The following is a 16,666-nucleotide window of genomic DNA, read 5'->3' as shown; positions in this document are numbered from 1 at the left end:
GCCACCGACAAGACCGATGACACCGACGACATCGACGAAGGAGAAGGATGACGCGGCTGCTGATCGTGGACGACGAGGCGCTGGTCCGGGCCGGACTCAAGATGATCCTCGAGTCGGCCGACGACCTCGAGGTCGTCGCCGAGGCCGAGGACGGCGCCGACGCGGTCGCGATGGTGCGCGAGCATCGCCCGGACGTGGTGCTGATGGACATCCGGATGCCGAAGCTCGACGGACTTGCCGCCACGCGGGCCGTGCAGGAGTTGCCCGAGCCGCCGAAGGTCGTAGTCCTGACGACGTTCGATCTGGACGACTATGTGTTCCGGGCGTTGCAGGCCGGGGCGAGTGGGTTCCTGTTGAAGGACACGCCGCCGCGCGAGCTCGTGCAAGCTGTTCGCGTCGTCGCAGCCGGGGACGCGATGTTGTCGCCCGCCGTGACCCGGCGGTTGATCGGGCACTTCGCGGCGGATCAGCGGACCGATCGGCGGCGGGTGGCGCGGGAGCGGCTGACGTCACTGACCGATCGCGAGAAGGAGGTGCTGGCCGCGGTCGCTCAGGGCCTGTCCAATGCCGACATCGGCAAGCAGTTGTTCATGAGCGAGGCGACCGTGAAGGCGCACGTGTCGCGGGTGCTGGTGAAACTCGATGCCACCAACCGGGTCCAGGTCGCGATCCTCGCCCATGACGCGGGCCTGCTGGACACCTGAAACGCCTTGTAGAGAAGGGAAACCGGCCGCGAGTCGCCGGAGGGGTGGGGGCGGCGACTCGCGACCGGTTCCAGGTCAGCGACCCGTGGGGGGAGACGGGTCTCGCTGACGTGATGCAGGATCAGGCGCGGCCGAAGGCCACGTTGCTGCTCCAGATCTTTGCCTTCGCGACCGGGCGGCCCGGCCTCGAGGCGTGCCACAGCATGTTGCCGCCGGCGTAGATGCCGACGTGGTACACGCTGCCGCCACCGCTCTTGAAGAACACCAGGTCGCCAGGCTTGGCGGACCTGCGGCTCAAGTGCCTCGTGGCGCTGTACTGCTGGCGCGACGTACGGGGGAGCTTCTTGCCGGCGCGCTTGTAGACGAGACCGGTGTAGCCCGAGCAGTCCAGGCCGCGGGTGGTCGTGCCGCCGTAGCGGTACGGCGTGCCCTTGAGCTTGGCCGCTTCCCGCAGGACGCGGGCCTGGAAGGTGGAGCTGCTCCCGGTACCGCCGTGCAGCAGACCGTGGCTCGCGGCGTAGAACAGCGAACGCCAGGTGTTCACGGTCATGGTGCCGGTGCGGGGCAGGCCCACCCGGCGCTGGAACTTGGCGACCGCCGTACGAGTGGCGGAGCCGTACCAACCACCGGCCGGGACGTCCAGCGAGCGCTGCACGTAGCGAACGGCGGAGCCGGCGTCGGCGTAGCGAAGCAGCGGCTTCGTGGAGACCGGCTTGTTACCCCGGGCCCACGCGGCCGAGGTGGTCTTGCTGGTGGCCGCCGAGGCGGTCGTAGGGGTGCCGGCGACGGTGAGGATCGCTCCGCCGCTGACGGCGAGGCCGACCGAGAGGACGGCGGCTGCGGCACGCGGGGCGGCCGCGGACTTGGTGGTCTTGCGGTGCTTGGCCAGGATGCGACCGGTGGGCCGGGTACTGGACTCGCTCTGGTGACTGACAGCAGGCAGCGCTGTCCGTCGGACGGTGACGGGCATGGTTGTCTCCCGACGCCTGCGGAGTTAGCTGTCGGGTTCGGGCTGAGAGTCGATAGCCCGGTCCGCTCCCGCGGACTTCACCCCAGGGACCCGACCACTCACGGTCGGACCCCAACCTCCTGGGTCCCCCACTCCTGCCATGGTTGTTCGAGGGGAACAGGTGCGCCTGGCAGGACTCGGCGTTGACACACCTGCAGTTCGTCTCATTTGTCGAACCGCCGACGACTGTATAACAGAACGGTCACGACGCAAACCCTCAAATCCACAGACACCCTCCGAAAAGCCCTCAAATGGGTCTCTGACGGGTCAAGGACCTCCGGTGAACACCTGGTGTCCTGAGGCTGTCTGAGCGGCGCTCAGGCGGGCGTCCAGCGAATTCGTGTGACCTGGCTCACATTTCATGATGGCTCTCTGTGACAACGACCACAGTGAGTACTCAGAGGCCGCTGAGTGCTGGTCCGATTCAGCTCTCGGCGAGCAGCTCCAGGAAGCGTTCCAGCCCCACGTTCCCGCCTGAAAGCACCACGCCGACCCGGTCGGGGAGGTCCTGGATCCGCCCGGCCAGCAGCGCGGCCAGCGCACAGGCGCCACTCGGTTCGAGCACCAGCTTCAGCCGCTCGAATGCGAACACCATCGCGGCCCGGATCTCGTCGTCGCTGACCAGTTCGACGCCGGCCAGCAGCCGCCGGTTGATCTCGAACGTGAGCTCGCCCGGAATCGGGATGGCCTGCCCGTCGGCGATCGTCCGCGGTACGCCGATCTGGACCCGCTCACCGGCGGCCAGCGATCGGGCCGTGTCGTCGCCCGCCTCGGGCTCGACCCCGATCACCCGGAGACCGGGGCAGAGCGCGGTGGCAGCCGTCGCGCAGCCGGCGATCAGCCCGCCACCCCCGATCGGGGCAAGCAGTGCCCCGAGCTGCCCGACCTCCTCGATCAGCTCGAGCGCGACCGTGCCCTGCCCGGCCATCACGTCGTAGTGGTCGTACGGCGGGATCAAGGTCACCCCGCGTTCCTCGGCCAGCTGGGTCGCGAGCGCCGTACGGTCCCCGGTGTACCGGTCGTAGGTGACCACCTCGGCGCCGTACCCCTTGGTCGCGGCGACCTTCGTCGGCGGCGCGTCCTCGGGCATCAGGATGACCGCGCTCGTCCCCGCGAGTGCCGCCGCCAACGCGACCGCCTGCGCGTGGTTCCCCGACGAGTACGCCGCGACGCCGCGCCCGAGTTGCTCGGGGCTCAGCCGGCTGATCGCGTTGTAGGCGCCCCGGAACTTGAACGCCCCGATCCGCTGCAGGTTCTCCGCCTTGAGGAACACCTCGGCGCCGACGCGCTCGTTCAACGTCCGTGACGTGATCACCGGAGTCCGGTGCGCCACGCCTTCGATCCGCTGGGCGGCTTCCCGGACGTCCTCGAGGCTGAGCATGTCGCGAAATCTACCGTCAGCAAGAGATCCCGGCGTCTCCGACTCACGAGCGCGACCGTGACCGCCAGGGTTCGTAGCATCGGCATGTCAAGAACGCTCAGCCGGTTCCGTACTGATGATGAGCGGTTCCCGCCGGGGGAGCCGAGGGTGAAGGAGACACCGTGAAATACCTACTGGTCCTGAACATCAACCCCGACGTGCTGGCGGCGCTGACCGAGGAAGAGCAGCAGGCGATCTTCAGCGGTCACGAGAAGTTCATGGCACTCACCCAGGAGTCGGGCGAGTTCCACAGCACCGCAGCGCTCGCGGAACCGGCCAAGACCGCGGTCGTCAAGGTGCGCGACGGCGTACCGGCGGTGACGGACGGGCCGTTCCTGGAGTCGAAGGAGTTCCTGGCCGGCTACTACCTGATCGACGTCGCGAGCAGGGAGCGCGCCTACGAACTGGCCGCGATGATCCCCGACGCGAGCATCGAGGGGCTCGGTGTGGAGGTCCGCGAGGTCGTCCACGAGGTCGGCCTGTAGCCGTCCGGAGCTGCGAAACGGCAGGACCGCCCGCGGGAGGTCCTGCCGTTCGGACTGCTCAAGAGGTCTGGTCGTCGACGTTCGCCCCGGGGGCGTTCGTCTTGATCGACTCGATCCCGTTCATCGCGCCGGCCTTGGTCTTGTAGCTCTCGCTGGTCGCGATCACCTCGCCGTTCCCGGCCTTCAGCCGGAACCGGAACCCGCCCGACTTGTCCTCGTACAGCTCGAACTTGCCCGCCATGAAACCTCCCGTGTCATCAACCGGTTACCAACCGGAGCCTAGACCCGGGACCGCCGAACGACCGCCCGACACTTCGTACGCCGTACGCCCGCCCAGCACTACGTTCGCCGAACGCCCGGCACCTCGTCCTCAGGAGTCGAGCCGCTCCCGGATCGCGGTGATGTGGGTGTCGCGGGAGACCGGGCCGCCGAAGCGGAGCCGGTCGTAGCCGGTGAACTCGGGCTCGAGTTCGTCCAGTTCGTCGACCAGCGGCTTGAGCGCGGCCGGGTCGGTGGTCGCGTCGATCGCCTGGATCAGCTCACCTTTGCGCTGGATCGTCGCCGGTGTGACCGAATGCAGGCAGACGTACTGACCGCTCAAGTACGCCTCCCACTCTTCGTTGCCCTCGGCAATGTCCTCCCACTGTGCGACGAACCAGGCGTGCAGATCGCCGGGCCCGACCTGGTCGGGCAACTCGAACAGATCGGCCGGCACCATCTCGGCACCGTCCGAGCGCAGATAGCCGGGGAGCGGGAGCTCACCGGCCAGCATCAACCGCCGTACGTCGTCCGGATCGCGACCGTGCTCCGCGCAAAGCTCGGCCAGCACGCGGTACTGGCGATTGACGTAAGCATCGTCCTCGGCGCTCATCGGATGCTCACCATTGACCTCGCGGAACCTGGCCGCCAACGCTTCCTGACTCATGCCCCGAAGCTAAACCCGCGTTGCTTCGCCGACGGCCGAAGTGTTACCGCTGCTGCCGATCGGTCAGGACGCCGCAGATTCCGGCGACCGCGAGGTCGATGCCGAGGTCGTAGTACGCGTCGGTGGAGGTCGGGCAGACGAGGACGTCGGCGGCAGCAGTGATCAGCGGGTAACGCCGGGGCGGCAGGGCGGCCAGCGCCGCACGCTTGGCGCGGAGGGCGTCCTCGCGCCCGATCGGATCGGTGACCTCGGCGGATCCCGGCTCCGCTGTGACGAGGGTGATCAGCGAGCAGAGCGACTGGCGGCCGACCTCGGCGGCGTCGTCCACGGAGAAGCCTGCCTCGGTGAGCAGTTCCATCGTGCGCTCGGCCAGCGCCAGTCCCGGCTCGGTGACGAGGATGCGGAACAGCGCCAGTTGCGCGACCTTCGGATGCGGGCGGAGCGCGGCGACGAAGGCGGTCAGGATCGCCCGCAACTGGACGTCCCAGCGCTCGTCGGTCGGTTCCGGCAGGACGATATCGGCCAGCATCCGGTCGCCGATCGCGGCCAGCAGGTCGTCCTTGTCGCTGAAGTGGCGGTAGAGCGCCATCGGGGTGACCTCGTGCTGCTGGGCCAGCCGTCTGATGGTGACCGCTTCGAGCCCCTCGGTGTCGGCCAGGGCCAGCGCGCTGGCCGCCAGTTTCTCCGGGTCGAGCCGCCTCGCGGTCTCTTTGCTGATCGTCGCCACGTTGACAAGTGTACAACGTAGACTTAACGTCTACGGAGTACGCATACAACGTATACATACAACGTAGACAACTCTCTCCTGTGAGGTAGGCATGCGACGCAGTCCGTGGGCGACACTCGCCGTGTTGGCCCTAGCGCAATTCATCGTGGTGCTGGACGTGACGATCGTGAACGTCGCGTTGCCGCACATCCAGGCCGATCTGAACTTCTCCGCCGACAGCCTGCAGTGGGTGATCAACGCCTACACGCTGCTCTTCGGCGGCTTCCTGCTGCTCGGCGGCCGGATGTCCGACCTGCTCGGCCCGCGCCGGGTCTTCATCGCCGGCCTCCTCCTCTTCGGTGCGACCTCGCTGATCGCGGGCCTGTCGAACTCGCCGGAGTTCCTGATCGGCGCCCGGGCGGTGCAAGGCCTCGGTGGGGCTCTGTTGTCGCCAGCGGCACTGGCGATCTTGACCGTGACGTTCGCGCACGGTCGTGAACGCAACATCGCGATGGGAGTGTGGGGTGGGCTCGCCGGCCTCGGTGGCACGCTCGGCGTCGTGGCCGGCGGCGTACTGGTCGATTCGCTCAGCTGGCAATGGGTCTTCTTCGTCAACGTGCCGATCGTGCTCGCTCTGGTCGCGCTGATCCCGGTGTTCGTCCGCGACACCCGGCACAACGAGGGACGCGATCGCACGTTCGACACGGCAGGCGCAGTACTCGGTACTGCGGGTCTGCTGGCCGTCGTGTACGGCGTGGTTCGCTCCGAGCCGAAGGGGTGGGGCTCGGGTGAGGTGCTGACGTTCCTCATCGGCGGTGTGGCTCTACTGATCGCCTTTGTGCTGGTGGAGGCGCGGTCGAAGGCACCGCTCGTACCGCTGCGGCTGTTCCGGTCCCGCGCACTCAGTGTCTCGGGTGCCTCGCTGGCGCTGAACGGCGCCGGGTTCCTCTCCATGTTCTTCCTGACCGCGATCTACCTGCAGCAGGTCCGCGGCGACTCGGCACTGCAAGCCGGTGTGCACTTCCTGCCCATGGGCGGGGCTGCGATCGTCGGAGCGATCCTTGCGTCACAGCTGGTCCAGAAGGTCGGTACCCGGACCGTGCAGCTCTCCGGTGCCGCGCTCAGCGTCGTCGGCCTGCTCCTGCTGTCCCAGGCGGACGCAGTAGGCAGCTACCCGAGTCAATTGCTCCCAGGACTGATCATCTTCGGATTCGGCATCATCGGCGTGGGCGTACCGGGGCAGATCACCGCGGTGTCCGAGGTGGAGCACCACGAAGCCGGCGCGGCCTCCGGTGTCGTGAACGCCATGTACCAGGTCGGTGGAGCGCTCGGGCTCGCTATCGTCACCACGCTGTCGATCAGCCGTACTACGGATGCTCTGACGCACGGTGTCGCGCAGCAGCAGGCGCTGGTCGAGGGATTCCAGCGCGGCCTGCTGGTGGCCGCCGCCTTCGCCGTCGCCAACGTAGTACTGACTCTGGCTTCTCCGCAGCTGCAGCCGACGGCCGAGCAGCTCACCGAGGCAGCAGCTGCTGCTTAGTCCACTGGATAGGCGACGTACGCGAGTCGGGTGCTGTCGGGGGACCAGCTGGGGACGTTCATCGTGCCTTGGCCACCGAAGAGAGTGGCCAGGTCCCGAGGTGAACCGCCGCCGGACGGGAGCAGCCGGACACGTACGTCGTCGATGTCTTCGGGATGACCGAGGGTGCCGGGCGGGAAGCTGACGTAGGCGACCATCGATCCGTCCGGCGCCGGGTGCGGGAACCAGTTGACCCGCTCGTCGAAGGTGAGTTGCTCGAGCTCGTCGCCGGCGATCCTGAACAGCTGAGCGTGCCCCGGTGTCGTCGAGGCCCGCTCCGAGTTGAAGTAGATCCACCGGCCGTCCGGCCCGTACTCCGAACCGTCGTCGGCGTACTCGTCGTCAGTGACCTGTACGTCGGCGCCGCCGGCCGCCGGGATCGTGTAGACGTTGGTGATTCTGTTGCCGTCGGCCCTGTTTTCCAGACCGATGTACGCGAGCGTCCGGCCGTCGGGCGAGATCCCGTGCAGGTAATGGTGAAACTCCGGCCCACGGTCGTTGCTCACCTTGCGCGGTGAACCACCGGCCAGCGGTACGGCGTACAGGTGTCCGTCCTCGGCCGACACGTACACCGTGTCGCCGTCCGGGCTCACCACATGGTCGTTGTTGACCGCCGGTACGCCGCCGAGCTCCAGCTGCTCGAGGTCGCCGCCGTCGACGGGGATCCGGTACAGGTTCCCGTCGCCGTTGACGATCAGCCAGTCGCCCGTCCAGTTGGGTGCCTCGAACAACAGCGTGGACGACTCGTGGACCAGGCGCCGCTCGTTGGTGGCGACGTCCACGACGTACAGCTCGGCTCGCTGACCGGGGCGGAGAGTGCGCATGTCCCCAACTTATCCGGACGCAGATCGTCGGAAACCGGGTCTACCGTCGGGCCATGACCGAATTTCGCGACCAGGATCTCAGCGGGAGCCGCTTCGAGCGGGTGAATCTGCGCGACTCCGCCTTCTCCGAGGTGGATCTCACCGGTGCCAAGCTGCGCGCATCGGACTTCGACGATGCGACGATCCGCGGCACCTCGCTCCACCGCACCCGGCTCCTTGGTGTGGAACTGGTGGACGTCGAGATCTACGGCGAACTACAGAACGTCCAGGTGAACGGGGTCGACATCGGTCCGCTGGTCGAGGCCGAGCTGAACCGCCGGATGCCCGAGCGGGCCAAGATGCATCCCGCGGACGCCGAGGGGTTCCGGGCGGCGTGGGCGATCCTCGAACGGTTGTGGGAGGACACTGTGGAGCGGGCGCGGACCTTCCCCGAGGAGGCACTGCACCGCAGCGTCAACGACGAGTGGTCCTTCATCCAGACCTTGCGGCACCTCAACTTCGCCACCGCGGCCTGGGTCGGCCGGATGATCCTCGGCAACCCCTCGCCCTGGCACCCGCTGGACCTCCCCTGGGACGAGGCTCCCGGCTGGGAAGGCATCCCCTGGGACCGCGAGGCCCGCCCTTCCCTCGACGAAGTCCTCGCCGTCCGCGCCGCCCGCCAGACAACGGTCCGCGACGTCCTCGCCTCCCTCACCGACACCCAACTCGCCTCTTCGGTCTCTCAGACAGCCCCCGGCTGGCCTGTCCTGGAAGGCTTCCCCTTCAAGGACTGCCTCCATATAGTCCTCAACGAAGAATGGGAACACCGCCTCTACACCGAACGCGACCTAGCTCTCCTGGAGCTCGCCACGTGACGCTGGACTGGCCGCTGTGCAAGAACGCCCGCGACCTCGGTGGTACGCCGACGGCCGACGGCGCCCGCATCCGTACCGGAGCACTGGTACGCAGCGACAACCTGGATCAGCTCGACGAAGGCGGCATCGCAGCGGTCCACGCGGCCGGGGTGAGCAGGATCGTCGACCTGCGCAGCGCCTGGGAATGCGAGAAGTACCCGTCGCCGTTCGCCGACGATCCGTTCTGGCTGAACGTGCCGCTGATCGATCCCGAGGGCCCGGACGTCTCGACGTCGGAGCTGTCCGAGCAGTACCGCCTGTTGCTCGACGGATCGCCGGAACGGTTCGCCGCGGCGATCGCAGCCGTGGCCGAAGCGCCGCCTGGTTGCGTAGTGGTCGCCTGCCATGCGGGGAAGGACCGAACTGGGCTGGTCATAGCTCTCGTCCTTCACCTGGTCGGCGTACCGGTGAGGGCTATTGCCGCCGACTATGTGGCCAGTCCTGCCCTGAGTGCTGACAGTTACGCACTGCCCGAGTTGGCTGCGCCCCGGGGTGAAACCATCAGCCGGAGTTTGGATCATCTCCAGAGCCGCTACGGAGGGACGGCTGCCTACCTTCGCGGCGGCGGCGCGACGGACGAGCAGTTCATGTCACTCGCCGCTCGCTTGGGCTAGTACTGGGCTGATTTCCTTGTAAACAAGGTGTTTGTAGGTTTCTGGGGTGAGGACTCGGGTTCGTACCTGGTGACGCAGGCGGCGGGTACGGAGGAGTTGGGGGCCGGCGGCGAAGAAGCGCAGTACGGCATCGTGGTCGCGGCGCAGGGCCGGCTGCATGAACTCTGGTCGATGGAACGCGGCCTGAAGCAACTCGCCCGCGAGGCGAGAGTTCATACCGGAGAGAAGGCGCTGCAAGCCGTCGCCTGGCGGAGCCGACACCTTGTACGACGGTGGCGCCGACCTGGTGATGGCTGCGGGCATGTGGCTGCCTTCGTCCGCTGCCGCCCAGAGCAACCGCAAGAGCGCGGTGTAGCCGTCGCTGCAGGCGATGCCGAGGCGGGAGGCGACGCCTTTGCCCAAGTGTGGAAAGCAACCGTAAGCACGACCTTCCTTGGGGACCACAGGCTCCAAGGTGAAACTGAGCAGGCCCGGCGCCACCTCGCGGACGACGATGTACGGCGCGGGTGCTTCGGTCGCGGCGGGGTCGGTCGCGCGGAGACCCGTGTTGGCGTTGAACGGCGGCCGGAGTGCGAAGATCAGGTCCGCTTCCCGCCAGACCGCGGCCTCTTCGTCGTCGGCGAGTTCCCAAGCGACTCGGCGTACGAGGTCGTAGCGTTGATGCAGCTGCGATCCCGATGGTTCGGCCGCCGCGTGCTGGTGAAGGCGCCGGCTGAGGTTGCCGGCCTTGCCCACGTAGAGGATTTCGTTGCCTTCGCCAAGGAAGAGATAGACGCCCGGTTGGCGAGGAGCGTCCTTGGACGCGGCACGTAGTACGGCGAGACCTGCTTTGCCCCAGTGGTCCGGCTCGCCCATCGCGACTCGCAATCTATGCTCGGCTGCCAAGCTTATCCACCGAAGGAGCGCTGTGAACCCGGAGCGGGAGCTCGCATTTGCCGCCCTGCGGGAGTTTCCCGTTGAGGTACGTCGGGTGACTCGCGCCGCGGAGTCGTTCAACACGGTCTACCGCGTCGAGGCGGCGGAGGGCACCTTTGCGCTTCGGGTCGGGCCTGTGTTGCGGATCCACGCGGAGGGCACGGCTCGGGCAGAGGCGGCATGGCAGCGCGCTCTGGTCGCTGACGGACTGGCGGTACCTGACGTCGTACTGGCCTCGTCCGGTGAGCCGATGGTTGTCGTGAACGACGCGGACGGTCGGCCGCGGACGTGTGTGTTGTTCACCTGGATCCGCGGGCGGTCCCTCCGTACGCGCCTCGGTCCGGCTCGCGCTCGCATGCTGGGCCAGCTGATGGCGCGGCTGCATACCTTCGTACTGCGTGATGCCGACGTACTGCGTGCGGACAAGGTGCTCTACTGGCTGCTGCCCGACCGCCTGGGCGACGTACCCACACACGGCAAGGCGCTCAGCGAGGCGCGGAACAGCGTTCAGGCGTTGATCGATGAACTGTGGACCGATCGAACTCCGCAGCTGATCCACGGCGACCTCACCCCCGCCAACGTCATCGAAGCTCCAGGTCTTGGTCCCGTGCCGATCGACTTCCAGGACCTTGTTCTCGGTTTCCCGGAACAGGACATCTCCATCACCCTCGCCGCCTTCGGCCGACGCGACGACCGCACCGCCATGACCGAGGCATTCCGCGACGGCTACTCGACGATCCGCTCCTGGCCGGACATCTCGGACACCATGATGAGCGGGCTGATCGTCGCGAGAGGTCTGCACCAATTGAACCTCTCGCTGGCGACGGCGACCGGCCCGCTTCCCCAGGACTACCTCGACTACCACGGCACCCGAGCCCAGGCCTGGCTCGCCCGCTGATCAACCGCTGTCCGACAGGTTTTGTCGGCGGCCTCGCCTAAGGTCCGTGGGCATGGTGGATCCGGCAAACCTCAAGGGCGAACTGCTCGGGCTGCTGCGCTCGAGCCGGGCGGTGATGCTGACCAAGGTGGCCGGCCTGTCGGAGTACGACCGACGCCGTCCGTTGACTCCGTCCGGGACGAACCTGCTCGGGCTGGTCAAGCATCTGGCCGGGCTCGAGTACGGCTATCTCGGCGCGTCCTTCGGTCGTCCGCCGGTCGAGCGGCCGTCGTGGTTCCGCGACGATCCGTACGACGAGATCGATATGTGGGCGACGGCCGACGAATCGAGCGACTACATCGTCGGCGTCTACCGGCAGGCTTGTGCTCATGCCGACCTCACCGTTGCCGAACTGAACCTGGACAGTCCGGGGCATGTCGCGCATTGGGCCGTCGGCCGCCAGCAGACCACGCTCGGTGTGCTGTTGATCAGGATGGCCGGTGAGACGGCGCAGCATGCCGGTCATGCCGACATCGTCCGGGAGTTGATCGACGGGCGGACCGGTGCCGGCAACGACGCGGTCGCCGGCGACTCGCAGTACGGGATCGTCCAAGCGATCGCGGACGGTTTTCGATGACGCCAAACCGACGCCTGGTAAGGGATTCCGGCGACACGCCGGTCGGCGAGAGGTTTGACGGCGGCGGCCTCGGTCGGGAAGGATGTGGGTCCTGGCGCGGCCCGCGCCTCACCTTCGTTGACCGGCCCCAGCCTGGTCTCCTTGAGAAGGCAAAGGGATCTCGGATCTCGGGCCGCTCGTCCTGGTCAGTCGCCTCGGACGGGATCGCTGGGGGGTCGCGTGCGAGTGCGTGGAAGGCCAGATGACAGCGCACAGGAACTTCAAGCGACGGGTTCGCGCCCGCGCGGCCAAGACCGGCGAGTCCTACACTGCTGCCCTTCGGCACTTCCGTCCGACTCCATCAGGAGAAGACATGCCGGAACTCACTCAGACCGTCCTGCGCATCGCCGTCGCCCAGTCGACGGTTCGCGAGGACCCCACCGACGTCGACGGGCTGCGCGCCAGCGGAGCGGAGGTCCGCCGATTCATGAAGGAGGCGGCCGACGCGGGCGCCCGCCTGGCGCACTTCCCCGAGGGTGCGCTCTGTTTCCCCAACAAATACGTGATGTCCGAGCTCGGCCCGGACGAGCTCGGACCGTCCGACTGGACCAAGGCCGAGTGGTCCGTGCTGCAGGAGGAACTGGACCAGATCGCCACCCTGTCCGGCGAACTGGGGATCTGGACCGTCATCCCGTCGGTGCACCAACTGCCTGACTCCCGGCCGCACAACAGCGCGTACGTCGTGTCCGACCAGGGCAAGCTCGTCGCGCGGTACGACGAACGCACGCTCTCGACGACCAAGATCACCTACATGTACACGCCTGGTAAGAAGCCGGTGACGATCGAGATCGACGGCTACCGGATCGGCCTGGCGCTGGGGATGGACGTGCACTTCCCGGAGCTGTTCACCGAATACGACCGGCTCGACGTCGACGGCGTACTGGTCTCCTACTCGACGAACGGTGCGCCAGGCAACGATCGGGCCGCGACGGAGGCGCGTGGGCACGCCGCGGCGAACTGCTACTGGGTCAGCCTCGCGGTCGCCGCCAACCCGGACTCCAACATCGACGCCGGCGTGATCGACAACATGGGCGACTGGATCGCCCAAGGCCCGTCCGACAGTCGCCCGGCGATCGCGGTCGCCGACCTGAGCCGCGACGACGAGCTACCCCCGGCCGCCCGCAACTGGCGGCACCAGGCCCGCTCCCGGATCACTTCCTGAGCTCGGGGAGACCTCGTACGACGGGACGCCGTCGTACGAGGTCTCCTGCCTCGTCGTACGGGGTTCATCCCGCCGGGGCGACCGACTTGCTCATCACGCAGTGGTTCTTGCCGATCGGGCGCAAGTAGGTGAATCCAGCCTCCTCGAAGAAGTTTCGAGTCACGCTGTAGAGGAACGAGGCGGTGATCTTCCTGCCATCGGTGACCTGCGGGTACGCCTCGACCACTCCGCCGCCCGCTTGCGCGATCAGCCCCAAGGCGCCGCGCAGTGCGACCTCCGCCACGCCCTGGCGCCGGTACCGCGTGTCGATGAAGAAGCAGGTCAGCCGATAGTCCGGCGGCTCGACGAGGCCGCCCTCGTAATCCTTGCGGTGTTTGATGTTCGGCAACTCGGCGGGCGGCCCGTACTGGCACCAGCCGACCGCGACCTCGCCGTCGAACACCACGGCCGCATGCGCCCGCCCTTCCTTGACGAGTTGCTCCTTGAGCGCCCGATTGCCTTCAACCGTGTGCGTCTTCTCGGCGTGCATCGTGTGGAACCAGGTACACCAGCACCCACCCCACACCCCGTTGTGCCGCCCCACCAGCTCCGCAAACGCATCCCACGTCTCGGGCCCCAGCGCCCGGACCGTGAGCTCCTCCGCCACCACCGTCACCTTGGCCATACCACCAAGGTAGATCCCTTTCCGGACGATCCCCGTCCGAAAACCACTGTCAATGCCGGATCAAACCGCCCACGGCGACGGGATCGACATGCCCGGTAGCGGGCCGCCCCTCCGCCAGCGCGATCCCGACATCCACCAGCGACGACCGATGCAGCCCCTTCACCTCGGCGATCGGCGTCCACACCGACTCGGCAGTCTCCCCGTTCGGCTCCGGCCTGAGCTCCCCACCGGTGATCCGCACGGCGTAGAAGATCCCCACATTCTGATGCTCACCCCCACCCGGCACAGTCCTCTCAGCGGCCGGAATCACCCGCGAATCCACCCCCAGCAACCGCTCGACCACCCCCTGACACCCGGTCTCCTCCGCCACCTCCCGGATCACCGCATCAAACGGATCCTCCCCGTGCTCCACCTGCCCACCCGGCAACGTCCACCACGACCCATCCCCCCGCGGCGACACATACCGAGCCAGCAAAACCCGCCCACCCACCACACACACCGCATACGCAGCCAACCGAAAACTCACCCCCGCACGCTAACCCGCCCCCGGTCGCAACGTAGACGCGAGGCCAGGTGACGGGCTCGTCGGTATATTTCCGGCATGTACGTCGGAGCGCTGGTCAACCTCTATACCCGGGACATCGAGGCCGGGGTTCGGTTCTACCGGGATCTCCTCGGCTTCGAGGAGACTTTTCGTACTCCGGTCGACGGCACTCCCGAGCACGTCGAGCTCCGTCTTAACGGGTTCACCCTCGGTCTCGGCACAGTCGAGGCGGCCAAGAGGGCCCACGGGGTCGACGCCTCACCGGGAACGCCCGCGATGGCCTTCGTCGTGTGGACCGACGACGTCGACACCGCGTACGCCGACCTCACCGCCGCCGGCGTACCAGCCGTCCAGCCGCCTCGCGACTCCGGAAACGGCAATCGCAACGCCCTACTCCGCGACCCCGACGGCACCCTCGTGGAAATCGTCGCCAAGATTCAGTAGTTCACGCGGACGGACAGCGCGTGGAGCGTGTGACCGAAGTGGGGTCGGACTTGCTACGGTCGCTGACATGGCGCGGGTTCTGCTGACCGGTATGTCCGGCGCGGGAAAGACCACCGTCCTCGACGAGCTTCGGCGGCGAGGTCGTCTCACGGTCGACACCGACTATGACGGATGGGTGCGACCCGACGGCACCTGGGACGAGGCACGAATGGACCAATTGCTGGCACATAATTCCGACATCGTCATTTCAGGAACGGTCGAGAATCAAGGCCGCTTCTACGACCGCTTCGAGCAGATCGCCCTGCTCAGCGCGCCACTCGACACCCTCATCGAGCGGGTAAGCCGCCGGACGAACAATCCGTACGGCAGAACCGCCGAGCAGCGGGCCGAGATCGCGCAGTACGTCGAAACCGTCGAGCCCGTACTCCGGCGCGGAGCGACCCTCGAGCTGGACGGCCGCCGGCCGGTGTCCGACCTCGCCGACGCCATCGAGAGCCTGATCGCCGCGCACTGATTCGCTCACCTGTCGATTCTGCGGCGTGCCGATCGTCTACAGATTGGACAGTCAACTCGAACTGGAAAGAAGGCGGCGCAACCATGCCGGACCAGAAACAAGCAGCGCAGCAAGCCTTGGTGGATCGAATCCTCAACGGTGACGGGAGAGCCTCCGCGGACCAGCGAGCACGCGCCTTCAGCAATCACGGTCTGTCTGCGCCGTTGGACACCTTGATCGACAAAGTCGCCAACAGGCCGACCGAGGTCACGGAGCACGACCTTGCAGCGGCAAAGGCGGCCGGCTGCACCGAAGACGAACTCTTCGAGTTGGTGATCTGCGCGGCGGTCGGCCAGTCCTCCCGGCTCTATGAAACCGGACTCGCCGCCCTGGCAGCAGCCGAGGGGAGGCACGGCAATGCGTCTTGACATCCTCAACCACGGCTACAGCCGCGGCACCAAGATGCTCTTCGCGATGATCCGCTTGTTTTCGCGTCAACCAGTACCGGACGCCGCGAAGCTGGTCTTCTACCGCCCCGACTTCTACGGCACCCTCGCCAAGAAATTCACGCACGAAGCGATGCGCGGGCCGTCCGCCTGGTCCGTCGCCGACCGCGAATTGATGGCCGCTTACGTCTCCAAGGTGAACAATTCGGCGTTCTGCATCAGCGCCCATACGGCAACCGCGGGCCAAGCCTACGCAGACGGATCACGCGTAGCAGCCGTTCTCGACGACCTGGATTCAGCGCCCGTCGACGAACCACTCCGCGCAACCCTCCGAATCCTCGGCAAACTCACCCAAGAGGGAACGGTGACGGCCGAGGACATGCAAGCAGCCCTCGCCGCCGGTGCCTCACCTCAGCAACTCAAAGACGCCCTGGCCGTCTGCGCATCCTTCAACACCACAAACCGCCTCGCAGACACCTTCGGCTTCGCACAATTGACCCCTGAAGCCTTCGAAGCAGGCGCCAAATACCTGCTGAAACGCGGCTACCAGTAATCACCACCTGCGAACACCGATTAGCGCAACGTGCAATTCGCCCACGGGCGTCAGCGCAGATTCTCGCCGGGCCGCCGCGCGACAAGCACCAGGGAGGGTACGCCGGCCACGCTCTCCGAGACCTTCAGTTCAGCCACCGGTTCCAGGCCGGCCGCAGCCAAGAGATCCCACAGCTCCGCCGGCTGCCAGAGATAAGTGGTCCACCCGACCGGCACCCCGCCGTACGCCTCGGTCCGCTCGATCTCGCCGTCGCCCATGTGGGTGCCGATGATGAGATGCCCACCGGGAATCAACGCTCGTCCGAAGGACTGGAGGACCAGCGGAAGGATGTGCCGGGGCAGATTGAACAACGACCACCACCCGAGGATCCCGCCGAGCGAGGCGTCGGCCAGCTCCAGCTCGGTCGCCGAGGCAACCGCGAACCGCTGCCCGGGGTACAACCGCCGAGCATGCTCCACCATCCGAGCCGACAGATCGACCCCAGAAACATCCAGGCCCCGCTCGGCCAGATAGGCAGTCACACTCCCAGGTCCACATCCCACATCCAGAACCGGCCCAAGCTCCCGTACTGCGGCCGCGAAGCCGTCGATCGCCGTACGCAACCAGGGATAAGCCGTGATGTCACCAAGATTCATCTCAACGTAGTTGTCTGCGACTCGGTCATAGGAAGCCCGAACCAGCTCGAGATCGCCCGGCTGCTCGACAGGGAAAGCATTCATAGCGCCGGATGCTA

At 67.0% G+C, this 16,666-nt stretch carries 22 protein-coding genes and 1 riboswitch; of the genes, 12 read left to right on the top strand and 10 right to left on the bottom strand.

The features are described from left to right. The first annotated feature begins 47 nt into the window (after positions 1–47). On the top strand, positions 48–704 hold the full coding sequence (locus EV138_RS13655; protein WP_133979251.1) for a response regulator: 657 nt from the start codon (positions 48–50) through the stop codon (positions 702–704). Between the two features lie 121 nt (positions 705–825). Here EV138_RS13655 and EV138_RS13650 read toward each other — a convergent pair whose 3' ends face one another. Together EV138_RS13650 and EV138_RS13645 are read right to left on the bottom strand one after the other, a co-directional pair. After that, a complete protein-coding gene (locus tag EV138_RS13650; RefSeq protein WP_133979249.1) occupies positions 826–1,674 on the bottom strand; it encodes a C40 family peptidase in 849 nt (282 codons plus the stop codon). Further along, positions 1,674–1,866: riboswitch (cyclic di-AMP (ydaO/yuaA leader) on the bottom strand. It overlaps the preceding gene by 1 nt. Positions 1,867–2,137: 271 nt before the next feature. Then, positions 2,138–3,094 (bottom strand): pyridoxal-phosphate dependent enzyme, encoded by a 957-nt coding sequence (locus EV138_RS13645; protein WP_133979248.1) that lies wholly within the window; start codon positions 3,092–3,094, stop codon positions 2,138–2,140. Positions 3,095–3,255: 161 nt separating this feature from the next. On the opposite strand from EV138_RS13645, the gene EV138_RS13640 reads away from it, so the two are divergent. Then, positions 3,256–3,618: a YciI family protein gene (locus EV138_RS13640; RefSeq protein WP_133979246.1), complete on the top strand. Its 363-nt coding sequence runs from the start codon at positions 3,256–3,258 to the stop codon at positions 3,616–3,618. 58 nt (positions 3,619–3,676) lie between these two features. Here the strand turns inward: EV138_RS13640 and EV138_RS13635 are convergent, their stop codons facing one another. The 3 genes from EV138_RS13635 to EV138_RS13625 form a co-directional block, all read right to left on the bottom strand. Next, complete coding sequence (locus tag EV138_RS13635; RefSeq protein WP_133979244.1) at positions 3,677–3,859, bottom strand: YegP family protein; 183 nt, start codon at positions 3,857–3,859, stop codon at positions 3,677–3,679. Positions 3,860–3,988: 129 nt separating this feature from the next. After that, positions 3,989–4,543: a DUF6058 family natural product biosynthesis protein gene (locus EV138_RS13630; RefSeq protein WP_133979242.1), complete on the bottom strand. Its 555-nt coding sequence runs from the start codon at positions 4,541–4,543 to the stop codon at positions 3,989–3,991. A 43-nt stretch (positions 4,544–4,586) separates the two neighbouring features. Continuing rightward, entirely contained in the window at positions 4,587–5,270 is a 684-nt protein-coding gene (locus tag EV138_RS13625; protein ID WP_133979240.1) for a TetR/AcrR family transcriptional regulator, read from the bottom strand. 121 nt (positions 5,271–5,391) lie between these two features. Here EV138_RS13625 and EV138_RS13620 point away from each other — a divergent pair, with 121 nt between their 5' ends. After that, positions 5,392–6,789, top strand: a complete 1,398-nt coding sequence (locus EV138_RS13620) for an MFS transporter (protein WP_238158420.1) — start codon at positions 5,392–5,394, stop codon at positions 6,787–6,789. Here EV138_RS13620 and EV138_RS13615 read toward each other — a convergent pair. Further along, on the bottom strand, positions 6,786–7,652 hold the full coding sequence (locus tag EV138_RS13615; RefSeq protein WP_133979237.1) for a TolB family protein: 867 nt from the start codon (positions 7,650–7,652) through the stop codon (positions 6,786–6,788). The genes EV138_RS13620 and EV138_RS13615 overlap by 4 nt on opposite strands. Positions 7,653–7,705: 53 nt before the next feature. On the opposite strand from EV138_RS13615, the gene EV138_RS13610 reads away from it, so the two are divergent. Both EV138_RS13610 and EV138_RS13605 read left to right on the top strand, forming a co-directional pair. Further along, positions 7,706–8,506 carry a DinB family protein gene (locus tag EV138_RS13610; RefSeq protein WP_133979234.1) on the top strand — a complete coding sequence of 267 codons (801 nt, stop codon included), beginning with the start codon at positions 7,706–7,708 and terminating at the stop codon, positions 8,504–8,506. Further along, positions 8,503–9,159 carry a tyrosine-protein phosphatase gene (locus EV138_RS13605; protein ID WP_238158116.1) on the top strand — a complete coding sequence of 219 codons (657 nt, stop codon included), beginning with the start codon at positions 8,503–8,505 and terminating at the stop codon, positions 9,157–9,159. The genes EV138_RS13610 and EV138_RS13605 overlap by 4 nt, the downstream gene beginning before the upstream one ends. Here the strand turns inward: EV138_RS13605 and EV138_RS13600 are convergent. Beyond that, the gene (locus tag EV138_RS13600) at positions 9,136–10,014 is read right to left on the bottom strand and encodes a nucleotide excision repair endonuclease (protein ID WP_133979230.1); all 879 of its coding nucleotides are present in this window, start codon (positions 10,012–10,014) and stop codon (positions 9,136–9,138) included. The two genes, EV138_RS13605 and EV138_RS13600, sit on opposite strands and share 24 nt — an antisense overlap. Before the next feature lie 115 nt (positions 10,015–10,129). Here EV138_RS13600 and EV138_RS13595 point away from each other — a divergent pair, with 115 nt between their 5' ends. The 3 genes from EV138_RS13595 (at position 10,130) to EV138_RS13585 (ending at position 12,789) form a co-directional block, all read left to right on the top strand. Further along, a complete protein-coding gene (locus tag EV138_RS13595; protein WP_166678581.1) occupies positions 10,130–10,972 on the top strand; it encodes a phosphotransferase enzyme family protein in 843 nt (280 codons plus the stop codon). Positions 10,973–11,024: 52 nt separating this feature from the next. Next, positions 11,025–11,588 (top strand): DinB family protein, encoded by a 564-nt coding sequence (locus tag EV138_RS13590; protein ID WP_133979226.1) that lies wholly within the window; start codon positions 11,025–11,027, stop codon positions 11,586–11,588. A gap of 352 nt (positions 11,589–11,940) precedes the next feature. Beyond that, on the top strand, positions 11,941–12,789 hold the full coding sequence (locus tag EV138_RS13585) for a carbon-nitrogen hydrolase family protein (protein WP_202866710.1): 849 nt from the start codon (positions 11,941–11,943) through the stop codon (positions 12,787–12,789). A gap of 64 nt (positions 12,790–12,853) precedes the next feature. On the opposite strand, the gene EV138_RS13580 is transcribed toward EV138_RS13585, so the two are convergent. Further along, positions 12,854–13,453, bottom strand: coding sequence for a GNAT family N-acetyltransferase (locus EV138_RS13580; RefSeq protein ID WP_133979222.1), 600 nt, complete (start codon positions 13,451–13,453; stop codon positions 12,854–12,856). Between the two features lie 49 nt (positions 13,454–13,502). Then, entirely contained in the window at positions 13,503–13,979 is a 477-nt protein-coding gene (locus tag EV138_RS13575) for an NUDIX hydrolase (RefSeq protein ID WP_133979220.1), read from the bottom strand. A gap of 75 nt (positions 13,980–14,054) precedes the next feature. Between EV138_RS13575 and EV138_RS13570 the strand changes: the two genes are divergently transcribed. The 4 genes from EV138_RS13570 to EV138_RS13555 all read left to right on the top strand — a co-directional run bounded on the left by EV138_RS13570 (position 14,055) and on the right by EV138_RS13555 (position 15,933). Then, positions 14,055–14,441 carry a VOC family protein gene (locus EV138_RS13570; protein ID WP_133979218.1) on the top strand — a complete coding sequence of 129 codons (387 nt, stop codon included), beginning with the start codon at positions 14,055–14,057 and terminating at the stop codon, positions 14,439–14,441. A gap of 67 nt (positions 14,442–14,508) precedes the next feature. Next, positions 14,509–14,955, top strand: a complete 447-nt coding sequence (locus tag EV138_RS13565) for an AAA family ATPase (RefSeq protein ID WP_133979216.1) — start codon at positions 14,509–14,511, stop codon at positions 14,953–14,955. A gap of 83 nt (positions 14,956–15,038) precedes the next feature. Continuing rightward, on the top strand, positions 15,039–15,362 hold the full coding sequence (locus tag EV138_RS13560; RefSeq protein WP_133979214.1) for a hypothetical protein: 324 nt from the start codon (positions 15,039–15,041) through the stop codon (positions 15,360–15,362). Further along, complete coding sequence (locus EV138_RS13555) at positions 15,352–15,933, top strand: carboxymuconolactone decarboxylase family protein (RefSeq protein ID WP_133979212.1); 582 nt, start codon at positions 15,352–15,354, stop codon at positions 15,931–15,933. Before EV138_RS13560 ends, EV138_RS13555 begins: the two co-directional genes overlap by 11 nt. A 50-nt stretch (positions 15,934–15,983) precedes the next feature. On the opposite strand, the gene EV138_RS13550 is transcribed toward EV138_RS13555, so the two are convergent. Continuing rightward, on the bottom strand, positions 15,984–16,652 hold the full coding sequence (locus EV138_RS13550; protein ID WP_133979209.1) for a class I SAM-dependent DNA methyltransferase: 669 nt from the start codon (positions 16,650–16,652) through the stop codon (positions 15,984–15,986). Positions 16,653–16,666: the final 14 nt, after the last annotated feature.

This window comes from Kribbella voronezhensis, assembly GCF_004365175.1.
Lineage (GTDB): Bacteria > Actinomycetota > Actinomycetes > Propionibacteriales > Kribbellaceae > Kribbella > Kribbella voronezhensis.
This window is presented reverse-complemented; position numbering and strand designations above follow the sequence as displayed.

Excerpts from the sequence above, each read along its gene's own strand:
- EV138_RS13580 (WP_133979222.1), bottom strand. The coding sequence starts at position 13,453 with ATGGCCAAGGTGACGGTGGTGGCGGAGGAGCTCACGGTCCGGGCGCTG.
- EV138_RS13585 (WP_202866710.1), top strand. The coding sequence starts at position 11,941 with ATGCCGGAACTCACTCAGACCGTCCTGCGCATCGCCGTCGCCCAGTCG.
- EV138_RS13550 (WP_133979209.1), bottom strand. The coding sequence starts at position 16,652 with ATGAATGCTTTCCCTGTCGAGCAGCCGGGCGATCTCGAGCTGGTTCGG.
- EV138_RS13655 (WP_133979251.1), top strand. The coding sequence starts at position 48 with ATGACGCGGCTGCTGATCGTGGACGACGAGGCGCTGGTCCGGGCCGGA.
- EV138_RS13610 (WP_133979234.1), top strand. The coding sequence starts at position 7,706 with ATGACCGAATTTCGCGACCAGGATCTCAGCGGGAGCCGCTTCGAGCGG.
- EV138_RS13650 (WP_133979249.1), bottom strand. The coding sequence starts at position 1,674 with ATGCCCGTCACCGTCCGACGGACAGCGCTGCCTGCTGTCAGTCACCAG.
- EV138_RS13565 (WP_133979216.1), top strand. The coding sequence starts at position 14,509 with ATGGCGCGGGTTCTGCTGACCGGTATGTCCGGCGCGGGAAAGACCACC.
- EV138_RS13600 (WP_133979230.1), bottom strand. The coding sequence starts at position 10,014 with ATGGGCGAGCCGGACCACTGGGGCAAAGCAGGTCTCGCCGTACTACGT.
- EV138_RS13630 (WP_133979242.1), bottom strand. The coding sequence starts at position 4,543 with ATGAGTCAGGAAGCGTTGGCGGCCAGGTTCCGCGAGGTCAATGGTGAG.
- EV138_RS13555 (WP_133979212.1), top strand. The coding sequence starts at position 15,352 with ATGCGTCTTGACATCCTCAACCACGGCTACAGCCGCGGCACCAAGATG.
- EV138_RS13570 (WP_133979218.1), top strand. The coding sequence starts at position 14,055 with ATGTACGTCGGAGCGCTGGTCAACCTCTATACCCGGGACATCGAGGCC.
- EV138_RS13560 (WP_133979214.1), top strand. The coding sequence starts at position 15,039 with ATGCCGGACCAGAAACAAGCAGCGCAGCAAGCCTTGGTGGATCGAATC.
- EV138_RS13635 (WP_133979244.1), bottom strand. The coding sequence starts at position 3,859 with ATGGCGGGCAAGTTCGAGCTGTACGAGGACAAGTCGGGCGGGTTCCGG.
- EV138_RS13645 (WP_133979248.1), bottom strand. The coding sequence starts at position 3,094 with ATGCTCAGCCTCGAGGACGTCCGGGAAGCCGCCCAGCGGATCGAAGGC.
- EV138_RS13615 (WP_133979237.1), bottom strand. The coding sequence starts at position 7,652 with ATGCGCACTCTCCGCCCCGGTCAGCGAGCCGAGCTGTACGTCGTGGAC.
- EV138_RS13590 (WP_133979226.1), top strand. The coding sequence starts at position 11,025 with ATGGTGGATCCGGCAAACCTCAAGGGCGAACTGCTCGGGCTGCTGCGC.